The organism is Luminiphilus sp. nBUS_07 (genome assembly GCF_051201685.1).
Lineage (GTDB): Bacteria > Pseudomonadota > Gammaproteobacteria > Pseudomonadales > Halieaceae > Luminiphilus.
In genome coordinates, this window is sequence record NZ_CP179213.1 from 3,090,089 (window position 1) to 3,103,350 (window position 13,262).

Genomic DNA, 13,262 nt, shown 5'->3' on the forward strand with positions numbered 1-13,262 from the left:
AGCCTTTCTGACACCAACATGCTAGAGGGAAAGCCCCGTGAAATTATTCTACTCGCCGTTCCATACATTTATTCATAAGGTCCTCGTTACCATTCATGAAGCCGGTCTGTGGGATGACGTCACCTTTGTGCCTACCTACCCTTTCAAAAACCGCGAGGGCGAGGACCAGGGCGATGCCTACTCAATCGCCGCACTAAACCCACTCAATAAAGTGCCAACCCTAGCGCTCGATAGCGGCCAAGTGGTGTATGGCAGTCAGGCCGTTGTTGAATGCATCGACAGCATGAGCAAGTCTGGCAAGCACCTGTATCCCCCTGCAGGACCCACTCGCTGGGACGCCATTACTCGCCTTGCTCTGGCAGATACCATGTTTGAGACCACGGTCATGCTGGTCATGGAAGGATGGAATCCCGAAGAAAATCAGCGCATTGAATTTTTCGAGTGGATCTGGCCAAAAATTATTCGTGGCTGTGACTCCCTAGAAGCCGCCTGCAAACAGGGCTTCGACGGCTTTGATATTGGCCAAGCGTCCATGCTTCACGCGATTAGTTATATGGATTTTAGAGTGAATTTCTATGACGCAAAAGATCCCCTGTATCCGGATTTTGATTGTTTCGATGGGCGCCCTAACCTGAAAGCCTGGTGGGAGGAATCTATCCAACGGCCTTCGGTAACAAGCCACTACAATCGCGACTTTGAAGGCGATGACTCAGCAGCGTTTTTACAAAAGAATGTTCAGGAAGTACTGGCAGCCCAGGGTGCTATAAAATGATTAAGCATTATTACTGGCCGACGCCCAACGGCCACAAAACTGCCATCATGCTCGAGGAAGTAGAACTCGAGTATGAGGTCTGCACCGTTAATATTTTGGAAGGCGATCAGTTCGATCCAGCGTTTATTGCGATCAGCCCCAACAACCGCATACCGGCCATTGTCGATACTGACGGCCCTCAGGGTGAGCCCTATACGGTGTTTGAATCGGGCGCCATTCTTATGTACCTGGCCGAGAAAACCGGCAAGTTGTGGCCACAAGATTCAGTGGAACGCTACGACGTTATTCAATGGCTGATGTTTCAGATGGGCAATGTGGGCCCTATGTTTGGCCAGAACGGGTATTTTCAGGGTTACTGTCCAGAGGATGTGCCGCTGGCCAAGGAACGCTATCACAATGTGTGCAAACAGCTGTACGGTGTTATGGACCGACGCTTGGGTGAATCGGAATATTTAGCGGGTTCGAATTACTCCATTGCCGACGTAGCCACCTTTCCGTGGGCGATGCCCAAGCAGCAGGAGATGCACCGTATCGATATTACGCAGTATCCCAACGTCAAGCGCTGGTCCGAGACCGTGGCGATGCGGCCCGCAGTACAACGCGGCATCGCGGTCATGGCTGAGGATATGAAAGTGGGCAACCCCACCGAAGAGACGTATAACAATATGTTTGGCGCTAAGCAGTTCAAGCAATAATTCGACCCTGAGCAACAAAAGTGAGGGAGTTGCCAGCCGCCCCCGCGCTATAGCGGTGAGCGCTTTTAAAAATTTATTGGCTTTGCCAGTTTGAATTTTAAGAAACAACCAATCGGCATAACGGTATAACAGTACAACAAGGTGGAACTGCGACAGCCTCCAGCCTCACAAAGCGACGCGGTAAGACTCGGCAGAGCTTAACCGGTAGCGTCGAGCCACTTGGCAAACCGCTGGGTGCCTCCGTTAACTTTTACACAGCACAATATAGGTATTCATCATTAAAGAAAAAATGGAAGCCAATACACCGACCGAAATTGCCATAGGGCAAGTCGCTTGGCTGAAGGTCGTCGAGGTCAATCATCTGGGGGCGTTCGTAGACTGGGGTCTTAGCAAAGACCTGTTTATCCCTTTTGCTGAGCAGCATCACCCGTTGAAGCCGGGTAACTACACCATTGTGAAGGTGTACCTTGATAATCAGGGGCGACCTGCAGGCTCAACGCGCATTGATCACTGGATCGAGGACACGGCAACCGGCCTCAAGGTGGGTGAAAAGGTGTCTCTACTGGTTGCTGAACAAACCGAACTGGGGTTTAAGGCAATCATCAATCATCAGTATTGGGGTTTGCTTTACAGCAATGAGCTGTATCGGAGAATTCGCAGAGGGCAGGCACTCGACGGTTATATTCAACGTATTCGCGACGATGGAAAAATTGACCTATCGCTCAATCAGCCGGGCTTCAATAACTCAAAAATAGACGGCGTTGCGCAAAAAATAGTTTCTCAGTTAAACGAAAATTCAGGGTTTTTAGCCCTCACCGACAAGAGCCCTCCCCCTGCTATTTATGCGGCCTTTGGTGTGAGTAAAAAGGTCTTTAAGCAGGCGATTGGTTCGCTGTATAAGGCCCGAAAAATCAATATTGAAGCCGAGGGAATACGACTAGCCCCTGATAACACCTGAGTTCGTTGTGGCGGGTTACACGAGCCACATAGGCTTAGACTACTCGGTGAGGTTTTTTTCGAGCAGTGCAAAAAGATCCTGAACCGAGGAGCTTCCCTGCGTTTCACCCTTGGCATCAAACTGCCACAGCATGCCGTCGAGGTCGGGGTTGGCAAAATAGACAATGCCGTGACGAACCGGATCGGAAGATTTCTGACTCAAGACTCGGTGAACGACAGCACCCACGGTGCGCTCTGAGTGGGCCGTGACGAAATGCAATGCTTCACCGAAGTTGATGACCAAATGACCGGGAAGAACCGGTACATCCTCAAACTGACCGGCGACCTCAACTTGTAAGCCAGGGGTGGTGGCATCGAGGATCGTGACAAAGCCGTAGTCTGTGTGGGGGCGCAATCCCAGATCTGGGTTACGGGTGTCGTAGTGAACGAAGTTCAAAAACGCGGTGCCCGCACCCGAGGCATAGCCTCCTGAGGCGCGGCTCCAAAGCGGCTCGGGAATACCCGACTGGTGAAACACTTCGCAAATAATAGCGACGCCAATGTCATCGAGTTGCCGGCCAAACCGGGCAATCGCTGCAGGATAGTGTTGATCCCAGTGATGGCGGCATAGCGCCAGCTTGGTTTGCTGGTTGTTCTCTAGGGCGATGAAACCCTCAAGGTCGCCATACTTGGGAATCTTGCGATAAGGGCTATCTGGGTCGAGTAGCCCGCAACCGAATTCGCGGGCGCTGTCGAGGTGCAAAGGGTCGGGAATCTTGAGGTAAAAGACGCCCAGGGCCCAGGCACGGCCGAGGTCCTCCTCGGTGGGGAACATCAGTCGCTGGCGCTCGGAAATTACGGCAATGGGGAGACCCTCATTCAGTAACATTGTGTGACCATCATCGAGGCTACAGCTGTAACCGCAGCTCTTATGGGCAACAAACTATTCCGCATAGGCTTTTCCTCTACTCGAAGCAAGGGAGTGATCGCTGTTAGTTTGGCACAGAAGGCACGAAGTGCTGTATCCCCCCAAGATCACACAATTGCAACTTTCGCGTTTTAGGTGGTTTTTACAAAGGCCAAAAAAGGGGTATTGTTTTGGCTCGAAAGCAAAAATATAAATAACAAAGAGGTCACTATGGTCTACGCAAATCCAGGCTCCGAAGGCGCCGTCGTTCAATTCAAACCCCAATATGAGAATTACATTGGTGGCCAATGGGTTGCCCCCGTCGACGGCAGCTATTTTGACAATGTCTCTCCCGTCAATGGTGAACCGTTCTGTAAAATCCCCCGATCGACCGAAGCCGATATCAACCTAGCTCTTGATGCAGCCCATAGCGCAAAAGATGCCTGGGGCGCCACCCCCGCGACCGACCGCTCCAACATTCTCCTGAAAATAGCTGATCGTATTGAAGCCAACCTTGAGATGCTTGCGGTGGCTGAGACCTGGGACAACGGCAAGGCCGTTCGCGAGACCCTCGCCGCAGACCTGCCCTTGTGTGTAGACCATTTCCGCTATTTTGCGGGCTGCATTCGCGCCCAGGAAGGCTCGATGGCAGAGATAGACCCCACAACAGTGTCCTACCACGTTTATGAACCCCTGGGTGTCGTGGGGCAAATCATCCCCTGGAACTTCCCTTTGCTAATGGCCTGCTGGAAGCTTGCACCAGCCCTAGCTGCGGGCAACTGCACGGTGATGAAACCGGCTGAACAAACCCCCGCCTCTATCTGCGTTCTCATGGAACTCATTGGTGACCTATTACCCCCGGGTGTGGTGAACATCGTCAATGGTTACGGCACCGAGGCCGGACAAGCCTTGGCGACCAGCACTCGTATTGCAAAGATTGCCTTTACGGGGTCCACCGCTATTGGCCATCACATTTTGCGCTGCGCCGCTGAAACAATGATTCCCTCCACCGTGGAGCTTGGCGGTAAGTCACCCAATATCTTTTTCGCCGATGTCATGGATCAGGGCGAAGACTTCATCAGCAAGGCTGTAGAGGGCTTGGTATTAGGCTTTTTGAATCAGGGCGAGGTTTGTACTTGCCCCTCACGAGCTCTGATCCATGAAGATATGTATGAGCCCTTCATGGAGATGGTGATCGAGCGCGCCAAAAAGATCACTCGTGGCAACCCCCTTGATGTCAACACAATGGTCGGCGCTCAAGCCTCTCGGGAACAGTTCGATAAAATCATGAGCTACTTACAAATAGGTCGTGAAGAAGGCGCTGAAATTCTCATTGGCGGCGATATTGAGCAGGTAGAAGGCCTAGGCGGCGGGTATTACATTCAGCCTACGTTCTTCAAGGGCGATAACAAGATGCGTGTGTTCCAAGAGGAAATTTTTGGTCCCGTTATTGGCATCACCACCTTCAAAACCGAAGAGGAAGCGTTGGCTATTGCCAATGACACCGAATACGGTTTGGGCGCCGGCGTTTGGACCCGCGATACCAATAAGGCCTATCGCATGGCACGGGGCATTCAAGCCGGACGGATATGGATGAACTGCTACCACGCGTATCCATCCCACGCCGCCTTTGGGGGCTACAAAAAGTCGGGTATTGGCCGGGAGGGCCACAAGGTGACCCTTGACCACTACCAGCAAAAGAAAAATTTGCTCGTCAGCTATGGCGATAGCCCCTTAGGCTTCTTCTAAACCGGGTGGACGGGTCATCACTGAAGCGAAGATGACCGGCAATACAGCAACACCCTGAGGCGCTAGAACGCGATGTCGCCTAGATGCCCTCAGGGTAATTCTGAATCACGAGTTATTTTTTGGATCGCGGTGCCCTACCGACCGCAAAAGCCTGACTTCGCTTTACATACTGCGTCGGGGTTTCTCACAGCGTCATACCTCGGGCTGCTATTAAGGCCTTATCGCCCCTAGTTCTTCAGCGCTGCAATCATCTGATCACGCATCACGAATTTTTGGATTTTTCCCGTGACTGTCATGGGGTACTCGGAGACAAAGCGCACGTGGCGAGGAACTTTAAAGTGCGTGATTTGATCGTTACAAAAAGCCTTGAGCTCATCTTCAGTCATTGACTGTCCCTCGTTGAGCTGCACCCAGGCACACACCTCTTCCCCCATTTTCTCGTGAGGGATGCCAAAAACCTGAACCTCTGAAATAGCAGGATGCTGATACAAAAACTCCTCAACCTCCCGGGGATAAATATTCTCACCACCACGAATAATCATGTCCTTGATGCGACCTACGATGCGCACGTAGCCCTCTTCATCCATGGTGGCCAAGTCACCGGAGTGCAGCCACCCCGCCTCGTCAATCGTCTCCGCTGTACGCTCGGGGTCGTTCCAATATTCACGCATTACCGAATAGCCCCGAGTGCAGATTTCGCCTTTTTCTCCGATGGGTACAACACGGTTAGTTTCATCAATAATTTTGATCTCTACCCAGGGCACCGCTCGGCCTACAGTTTCAGTGCGACGCTCCAAAGAATCGTTAGGGAGTGTCATATGGTTGAGGGGACTGACCTCTGTCTGGCCGTAGCCGATCAAGATATCCTCCATGTGCATTTCGGAAATCACGCGCTTCATCACCTCAACGGGGCAAGGGGCGCCCGCCATAATGCCCGTTCGCAGGGACGAGAGATCGAACTCGCCAAATCGAGGGTGATCGAGCTCGGTAATAAACATAGTGGGGACACCGTGTAATGCCGTGCAACTCTCGGCCTCCACCGTTTCTAATGTTGCAAGGGGGTCGAAGGCTTCGCCGGGGAACACCATGGCCGAGCCATGGGAGACACAGGCCAGCACCGCCAAAACCATACCAAAGCAGTGATACAACGGAACCGGAATACACAACCGGTCCGTCTCGGTAAGCTGCATAGCCTCCCCCGACAGATAACCATTATTGAGAATATTGCAGTGGGTTAACGTGGCACCCTTTGGGTTGCCCGTGGTGCCACTGGTAAACTGGATGTTGATCGCGTCATCGGGTTTTAACTGACCTTGTAATGCCCGCAGCTGATGGCCTTCATCCGCTCCACCCAGCCCACAGACAGCTGCAAAATTGAGCATGCCGGCGGTCTCGGCGGTTCCCATTCGAATGACCGTTCTAAGGTGGGGTAACTTCTCAGCCTGAAGTACTCCGGGCTTTGAATTTGCAAGCTCGGGGACCAGAGTGTTGAGCATGCCCAGATAGTCACTGGTTTTAAATTTTTCTGCGGTGATGACCACCTTGCACTCGACTTTGTTCAGGGCAAATTCAAGTTCATAAAGTCGATAGGCCGGATTAATACAAACCATAATGGCGCCAATCTTCGCCGTCGCCAGCTGAACCATGACCCACTCATAGCTGTTAGGGCCCCAGATACCCACGCGATCGCCGGGTGCCACCCCCAGCGCCAACAAACCTTTCGCTAATTGATCAACCTGTTCCTGCAGCTCGCGGTAAGTCCACCTTACGCTCTGGTGGCGGACGATAAGCGCATCTTTATCGGGGTATTGATCACAAATACGGTCGAAGTACACGCCAATCGTTTCATAAATGATTTGTGTCGTAGAGGCACCGCAGTAATAGCTTTGGTCGAGAGTTTTCATAACGGATATCTTTTTATTTTCGTTCGTTTTACATCAGAGGGTCGTGCAAGAGCAAACATCGTCAACTAAAGTCCAGCCAACATGCGGCCCAGCTAGCGTGACCTCAGACGCCTTTGATCTATGAAGGCACTATGGACCTATTTGCAAAGCCTAAACGCCTGAGCTCAATAGCACATAGAGGTATCGATCCGAGCCTATCGAACCCGACACCCAGCCTACTACCTGCCGTCTAACTCGATAATTTCAAACGCGGAAGACGTACCACTAAACGGCGAACCCGTGGCATCAAAGCCAAAGTGTGAGAAACGGTACTCACCCGATGGCGTGTGCTGCGGCACCTCCCAGCTTAACTCGGCGACGTAAGCATTTGCTTCAAGCTGCCAGCGCACCCGGGTGCTCCAGTCGCCATCATCGGCAACCCGCTGCCAGCCCGCCGCAGTTTTCCGCTCCACCAGCAGATAATTTTTCCCCTTGGGGAAATTTACCGTTGGGTTGGCCGACCAAAATCGCGCGGCAACCGTCTCTCCCGGACGATAACTCGCGGCGAGCGGTGCCAGTGCGTCTCCCAGCAACGCGCCATTAGGGAGTGAATTTTTGGACCCCTCCGGCAAAGGCAGACCAAGCGATTTGCCCCGCCAATCGTCGTAGGACACGCCAATTGCCAACGGCGCACCTGACTCCAACGCCGTCGCCAACTGACTCGCGACCTGCTGATAGGCAGGCAGGCTCCAGCGCCCATGTAAAGTATGACCGCCTTCGTATTGCTGCAGCCCATATTCCTCGGGGGTCGTTATGTACCCGGCATAGCCATTGGAGTAACCCGCCAGCACAATGTGCTTTGCCCAGTCGCCCAGCTCAGCCATAACGCTATCTCGCAGGCGTCTGCCCGCCATCGTCGTTACCTCAGCGGGTAAGGCAAGAATCACAAGCTGGCCAACTCGTGCCACGGTGATTGAGCGTATTTGAGATTGCAGCGGCGGCGTGCCGGTGCCAGTTTCCAGTAAAATGGCCTTGGGTCGCTGACAGGCTCTTACGGGTTCGGTCCACTCGGGGGCTCCGATGATGAGTTGAATCAACCAGTCCCGCCACACACTCTGCTCAGTCATCCCCTCTTTGAACAAAAAGTGCCCGCCGCCATCTTCCGTAGAGCCCCCGGCAAAGGAGTAGCCGTAGGCCGAAGGACAAGTGCGCTGTGTCCCCACTCCGGTAAATTTGTCATCGACGGCGTAATCACTTAGATCAACATACAGTCGACGCGAATCGATCGGTCCCCCTAGCGCCTCGTCTGCCTCATCGAACAAGGTCTGCGCCACCACCAGCTGGCGCTGGCCCATAATTTGCGTGGTCTCTACGTCTGTTGCCCCTGGGCCAGTATTGTCGAGATTGGTATTGGGGGTGACATCTCCCGGGTCAGACTGGGCGAAAGCGGCCACAAAATCTTCGGCGGATGCGTAGCCCACGCCCTCGCGCTTTTCCATTTGCAACGAGGCATATCCCTTATGGTCGCCGGAAATAAGGCGGTTGTAATAATTCATCGCCGTGGGGTGAAGTGCGTACCAATTGATCATGCCCAGAGGCCCGTCATTACCCACAAACTTGAGCAAGGTCATGGCCGTGTTGGTATTTTCGCTGTAGCGATCACGCTCACGCTGGGGATTTTCCCGATAAGCGATCTCCGACCGATTGACTCCAGCGTCTGTCACACGGCCCGTATTGATAAAAATCTGGCCGGGCTGGAGATCCTCGTGGGCCTTTACGATTGAGGCGGTAATGCCACTAACAATCGCTTCAAAGTGCTCCGGATAGTGCCCCCCATCGAGACCGGTCTCGGTTCTGGACTGCCAATAGCCACTGGGCCCGGCATGGGTATGGGTGGCGCTGATGATCACGTTTTCCAAGGTATAGGTGCTGCCAAAGCGAAGCTGCAAACGCTCAACGACTTCCAGCGTCATATGGTGATCAATGCTTCCTAAGTCGGCGCTGACAAACACCAGGCGCTGGTCGGGTTTCTGGGCCTGGGCCGCTATGAAGGCACGCGACCGCAGACGAATATGAACGCCCTCAGCAATCTGGTCGGGTCGACCAAAGCCCCATAGCGGCATGCCTACCTCTGGCCCGGTAATATCCACCATGCCACGACCGATCAAGTAAGACGTTTGCGTCTCATCTAGATTTTGCCCAAACCCTTGCCCCGAATACACGAGCAAGCAAAGGAGCCAAACCCAAGCAAAGCTGCGCTGGTAAGCGCTGCGCGACCTTCCTGTTGACCCCCGAATTAGCCTCATAAAACAATGCGGCCACTGTCCGAAACAATTTTTTGCCCGATAACCCCCCCCGACATGCCATTGGCTACCACCGTAAACGTGTCAGGCAGAAAAGTTGCCGTCGATGGATTAAAGTTCATAGAGAACCTCGCCACCAATCACCGTCATAGTGACCTCTGTATCAAGCATAGCGCCTTCATCGACGGTCATAATGTCTTGGGAAAGCACCGTCATGTCGGCAGCCTTGCCTACGCTAATAGACCCCAGAGTCTCCTCCATGAATACAGCGTAGGCATTCCACTGCGTCAGGCTAAGCAGCGCTTCTGGCCGCGTCATACGTTGATCAGCCTCGAAGCCTTCCGAGGGCAGGCCTGCTAGAGTTTTGCGGGTAACTGCCGCATAGAAATTCGCAATGGGGTTAATGGGCTCAACCGGCACATCGGTACCATTGGCAACATGCACGCCTGAATCGATCAATGACCGCCAAAGATAAGCGCCCTCGTCAATACGCTCAGGGCCCAATCGGTCTATCGCCCAAGGTCGATCGGAACTCAAGTGAATGGTTTGAATGGACGCAATCACACCGAGGCGCGCAAAGCGCTCAATATCATCAGGGCGTAAATGTTGCGAGTGCTCAATGCGAAACCGGTGATCACCTCCCTCTGGCATGACCCGCTCAATGGTATCGAGCACCACGCTGTTCGCCCTGTCGCCAATGGCATGGGTATTGATTTGCCAGCCATTAACCCGGGAGCGCTCCATGAGCGTGGCCAACCGGTCGGCATCTGCTGTTTGCAAACCCACGGTAGTTGGGTCGTCAGAATAAGGCTCATGCAACCAGGCCGTTCTCGATCCCAAGGCGCCATCCATAACCACCTTGAAGGCATTAAGGGTTAAGCGGTTATCTTCCGAGGCAACAACGGGGGCTGTGTTGAGCCAGTGCTCGGTCAAATCTGGATCGCTGGCGCTGATCATGGAAAAAAGGCGAATCTTTAAACGCTGGTCCCCATCGACGATCTGCTGAGCTTCAACCTCGACAGCATCAATACCGGCATCATGGAAGCTAGTGATCCCCTGCTTAATCGCATGATCCTGAGCGGCTAGCAGCGCCCGGGTCGCTGACTCGGCGGTAAAAACCGTCAGGGGTGCTGCAAGAGCCATTGCAGTTTCATGCAAAATACCCGTTGGCATTCCCCGGGTGTCTTTAACCACTACCCCGCCTTCTGGGGCAGTCGTGAGCTTGTTGATTCCCAAAACCGACATGGCCTTAGCATTAAGCATTAGAGTGTGGCCGTTTGCATGCTCAAGCACCACAGGGTGATTGGGACTGACTTCCGATAATCCACGATGGGTTGGAAAGCCATCGACAGTCAGTGACGGGGCTTTAGACCATTTACTTTGGTGCCACCCCCGGCCCAAGATGACTTCATTGTCTGGCGTCTTTGCTGTCGCTTGTGCCACCTGATCAACCATACCGGTGAAAGTTTTTGGCGTAGATAAATCAAGACTTATCAATGCTCGACCGAGTGAGGCAAAGTGACCATGGCCCTCAACAAAGCCGGGGTAGGCAATATCTGACCCCAAGTCTCTAATGCGACTCGCGTTGGGGGCATGAGCTAAGGCTTCTTCCTTACTGCCAACAAAACTGAATTTCCCCGCGTCTATCACCACCGCTTCAACCACAGGGTTAGCGTCCTCTGCGGTGTAAATTTTCCCCGTAATAATAACCGGGCCGGTTGAAGCCAACGCTGCCCATGGCAGCAGCACCAGCGATGCGGTGACACAGACAATGAGACTTAATAAGTTTGGCCAGATCCTTCGCGTCGACATAAAAAATACACTCACCAGTAAGGGTTAAATTTAAGCTCGCGTATTAACGAGCCGTTGCTTTGCTGATTAATACGATAGTACAGCAGCTTCACTCAGGTTCGGCGTTGCCTCGCAGGCTCTTTACATGGTGACATGTCACATGACATGCTTTGCCATACAGATATCCTATGATGACCTGCGCAGTGTGCCCGAGCACCCGTACAAACCAAACATCCTTGCTAGAGACGAGATCACTATGCTGAAGTCGCACTTTTCCGCTATCTGGGAGTCAGTCGCTGATGCTGTGCCCGATCACATTGCACTGATTCAGGGTAAGCGCCGCATAACGTGGCGTGACTATGAAGGTCGTTCTGCAAAACTCGCCCAAGGACTGATGGAAGCGGGGCTAGGCAAACATGCCAAGGTGGGTATGTACCTATACAACTCGCCGGAGTATGCGGAAACCAATTTTGCCGCCTTAAAAATTGGCGGCGTACCGATCAATGTCAACTACCGGTATCTCGATGAGGAGCTGTTTTACCTCCTTGAGAATGCCGACGTTGAAGCTCTGGTGTTTCATCGGTCGCTGGGAAACAGGGTGACACGAATATGCCATCGGCTGCCCCAACTAAAAGTAATGATCTCTGTTGACGATGGCGCGCCAGAAGATGACTCAGAAGAACCGTCAGCGGCAATACCTTACGAAACCCTCATCGCCAAAAACTCCGGTGCGGCACGCATAACCCCTGAAGGGGATGAGATTTATATGTTTTACACCGGTGGCACAACGGGTATGCCTAAGGGGGTCATGTACCCCGTAAAGGATTTCACCGAGTTTTTCATGCGCGGGTTCCCATCTATGATCGGAATTAGCCCCTTTGAGACTGCTGATCAAATGGCGGTGACGGCGAAACAACTGCTAGATTCAAACGCTGGCGTTGTCTCGATGTCAGGGCCACCACTAATGCACGGCACCGGCTCATGGCTGGGATTGATGTTTCCGCATATGTTAGGCGGTACATCCGTCATGCTCGAAAGTCGAGGATTAAAACCGGAGGAGGTTTGGGACGCAGTAGACCAGCATAAAATTGCTCAACTGGTCATTGTCGGCGACGCCTTTGCTAAACCCCTGCTACGAGCATTGGAAGCAGAGCCTGATCGCTGGAACACTTCCAGCTTACGAATGATGATTTCATCCGGCGCCATGTTCACCACTCAAGTAAAACGCGATCTCATTGAGCACATTCCCGAACTCGCTATTGCCGATGTACTGGGTTCGACCGAAGGCGGCATGGGTCAATCGATCATGACCAAAGATACCCCCGCCAGTGAGACTGCAAAATTCCTGCTGCTGCCCACTTCAAAGGTGCTTTTACCCGATGGCAGCCGTGAAGTAACACCAGGGTCTGGTGAAGTGGGAATGGTTGCCCAAAGTGGCATGGTGCCCCTGGGTTATTACAAAGATCCAAAAAAATCTGCGGGCACCTTCAAGGAGATCGATGGCAAGCGCTATGCATTCCCCGGTGACATGGCCACGGTTGCAGCCGACGGCAGCATAAACTTGCTGGGCCGAGGGTCGAACTGTATCAATACAGGGGGTGAAAAAGTCTTCCCCGAAGAGGTGGAGGAAGCCTTGAAGCTCCATGATGCGGTCGAGGATGCACTGGTCTTTGGATTGGACGATGAGCGGTTTGGAAGCCGTGTGGCCGGTGTTGTTTCCCTGGAAAAAGCGAAGAGCGCAGCCGCTGAGGACATTGTCTCCGCAACCCGCGCGCTGCTGGCCAGTTACAAGTTGCCCAAAGAACTGATCGTGGTGCCCAAGGTACCTAGAGCACCCAATGGCAAGGCAGATTACAAAGCGGCGCAGCAGCTACTTATGGACAGCAGAGGTGCCGAGTAGCGAACCCCAAGGCGATGCCCCGCTTTCGCAACAGCGAGCGGCCGGAGCCCTCTCTCAAAGGCACCTGCACACTTAGCGCCCCCTCTTTTTTGCGGGGCAATTTGGCGGGCAAGTTCAGCGAGAAAGTTTGACGAGGAAGTGTTGTCACATCCCTGCTTCGAAAATTAAGACAGGGCGACTGTCTCGAGAACCGACACTAAAACGGCAGAAACACGCAAGCACAGAGTGTGGTTTATCACTAAAACACACCGTCTGCCCTGTACATAAGCATGGGCATGGGCATGGGCATGGGCATGGGCACTATTCTGCAAACAGTCGACGGGCTG

The 13,262-nt window shown here is 53.2% G+C and carries 10 protein-coding genes; 5 read left to right on the forward strand and 5 right to left on the reverse strand.

Annotated elements, in window-relative coordinates:
* Window positions 1-37 precede the first annotated feature (37 nt).
* From ACMAZB_RS13810 to ACMAZB_RS13820, 3 genes are all read left to right on the forward strand, one after another.
* Window positions 38-772, forward strand: coding sequence for a glutathione S-transferase family protein (locus ACMAZB_RS13810; protein ID WP_435217972.1), 735 nt, complete (start codon window positions 38-40; stop codon window positions 770-772).
* Window positions 769-1,467, forward strand: coding sequence for a glutathione binding-like protein (locus ACMAZB_RS13815; protein ID WP_435217974.1), 699 nt, complete (start codon window positions 769-771; stop codon window positions 1,465-1,467). Before ACMAZB_RS13810 ends, ACMAZB_RS13815 begins: the two co-directional genes overlap by 4 nt.
* A gap of 289 nt (window positions 1,468-1,756) precedes the next feature.
* A complete protein-coding gene (locus ACMAZB_RS13820) occupies window positions 1,757-2,425 on the forward strand; it encodes a CvfB family protein (RefSeq protein ID WP_435217976.1) in 669 nt (222 codons plus the stop codon).
* 39 nt (window positions 2,426-2,464) lie between these two features.
* On the opposite strand, the gene ACMAZB_RS13825 is transcribed toward ACMAZB_RS13820, so the two are convergent.
* Window positions 2,465-3,292 carry a 2OG-Fe(II) oxygenase family protein gene (locus ACMAZB_RS13825; protein ID WP_435217978.1) on the reverse strand — a complete coding sequence of 276 codons (828 nt, stop codon included), beginning with the start codon at window positions 3,290-3,292 and terminating at the stop codon, window positions 2,465-2,467.
* Window positions 3,293-3,541: 249 nt separating this feature from the next.
* On the opposite strand from ACMAZB_RS13825, the gene exaC reads away from it, so the two are divergent.
* Complete coding sequence (gene exaC / locus ACMAZB_RS13830; protein WP_435217980.1) at window positions 3,542-5,059, forward strand: acetaldehyde dehydrogenase ExaC; 1,518 nt, start codon at window positions 3,542-3,544, stop codon at window positions 5,057-5,059.
* A gap of 227 nt (window positions 5,060-5,286) precedes the next feature.
* On the opposite strand, the gene ACMAZB_RS13835 is transcribed toward exaC, so the two are convergent.
* The 4 genes from ACMAZB_RS13835 to ACMAZB_RS13850 form a co-directional block, all read right to left on the reverse strand.
* Window positions 5,287-6,963, reverse strand: a complete 1,677-nt coding sequence (locus ACMAZB_RS13835; RefSeq protein WP_435217982.1) for an AMP-binding protein — start codon at window positions 6,961-6,963, stop codon at window positions 5,287-5,289.
* A gap of 218 nt (window positions 6,964-7,181) precedes the next feature.
* Window positions 7,182-9,164: a neutral/alkaline non-lysosomal ceramidase N-terminal domain-containing protein gene (locus ACMAZB_RS13840; protein WP_435220091.1), complete on the reverse strand. Its 1,983-nt coding sequence runs from the start codon at window positions 9,162-9,164 to the stop codon at window positions 7,182-7,184.
* 80 nt (window positions 9,165-9,244) lie between these two features.
* On the reverse strand, window positions 9,245-9,367 hold the full coding sequence (locus ACMAZB_RS13845) for a hypothetical protein (protein WP_435212787.1): 123 nt from the start codon (window positions 9,365-9,367) through the stop codon (window positions 9,245-9,247).
* Window positions 9,357-11,057 carry an amidohydrolase gene (locus tag ACMAZB_RS13850; protein ID WP_435212788.1) on the reverse strand — a complete coding sequence of 567 codons (1,701 nt, stop codon included), beginning with the start codon at window positions 11,055-11,057 and terminating at the stop codon, window positions 9,357-9,359. Before ACMAZB_RS13850 ends, ACMAZB_RS13845 begins: the two co-directional genes overlap by 11 nt.
* 139 nt (window positions 11,058-11,196) lie before the next feature.
* Here ACMAZB_RS13850 and ACMAZB_RS13855 point away from each other — a divergent pair, with 139 nt between their 5' ends.
* Window positions 11,197-12,936 (forward strand): AMP-binding protein, encoded by a 1,740-nt coding sequence (locus tag ACMAZB_RS13855; protein WP_435217984.1) that lies wholly within the window; start codon window positions 11,197-11,199, stop codon window positions 12,934-12,936.
* Window positions 12,937-13,262: the final 326 nt, after the last annotated feature.

Coding starts and splice junctions, on each gene's coding strand:
- ACMAZB_RS13815 (WP_435217974.1), top strand. CDS start 769: ATGATTAAGCATTATTACTGGCCGACGCCCAACGGCCACAAAACTGCC.
- ACMAZB_RS13820 (WP_435217976.1), top strand. CDS start 1,757: ATGGAAGCCAATACACCGACCGAAATTGCCATAGGGCAAGTCGCTTGG.
- ACMAZB_RS13825 (WP_435217978.1), bottom strand. CDS start 3,292: ATGTTACTGAATGAGGGTCTCCCCATTGCCGTAATTTCCGAGCGCCAG.
- exaC (WP_435217980.1), top strand. CDS start 3,542: ATGGTCTACGCAAATCCAGGCTCCGAAGGCGCCGTCGTTCAATTCAAA.
- ACMAZB_RS13835 (WP_435217982.1), bottom strand. CDS start 6,963: ATGAAAACTCTCGACCAAAGCTATTACTGCGGTGCCTCTACGACACAA.
- ACMAZB_RS13845 (WP_435212787.1), bottom strand. CDS start 9,367: ATGAACTTTAATCCATCGACGGCAACTTTTCTGCCTGACACGTTTACG.
- ACMAZB_RS13850 (WP_435212788.1), bottom strand. CDS start 11,057: ATGTCGACGCGAAGGATCTGGCCAAACTTATTAAGTCTCATTGTCTGT.
- ACMAZB_RS13855 (WP_435217984.1), top strand. CDS start 11,197: ATGACATGCTTTGCCATACAGATATCCTATGATGACCTGCGCAGTGTG.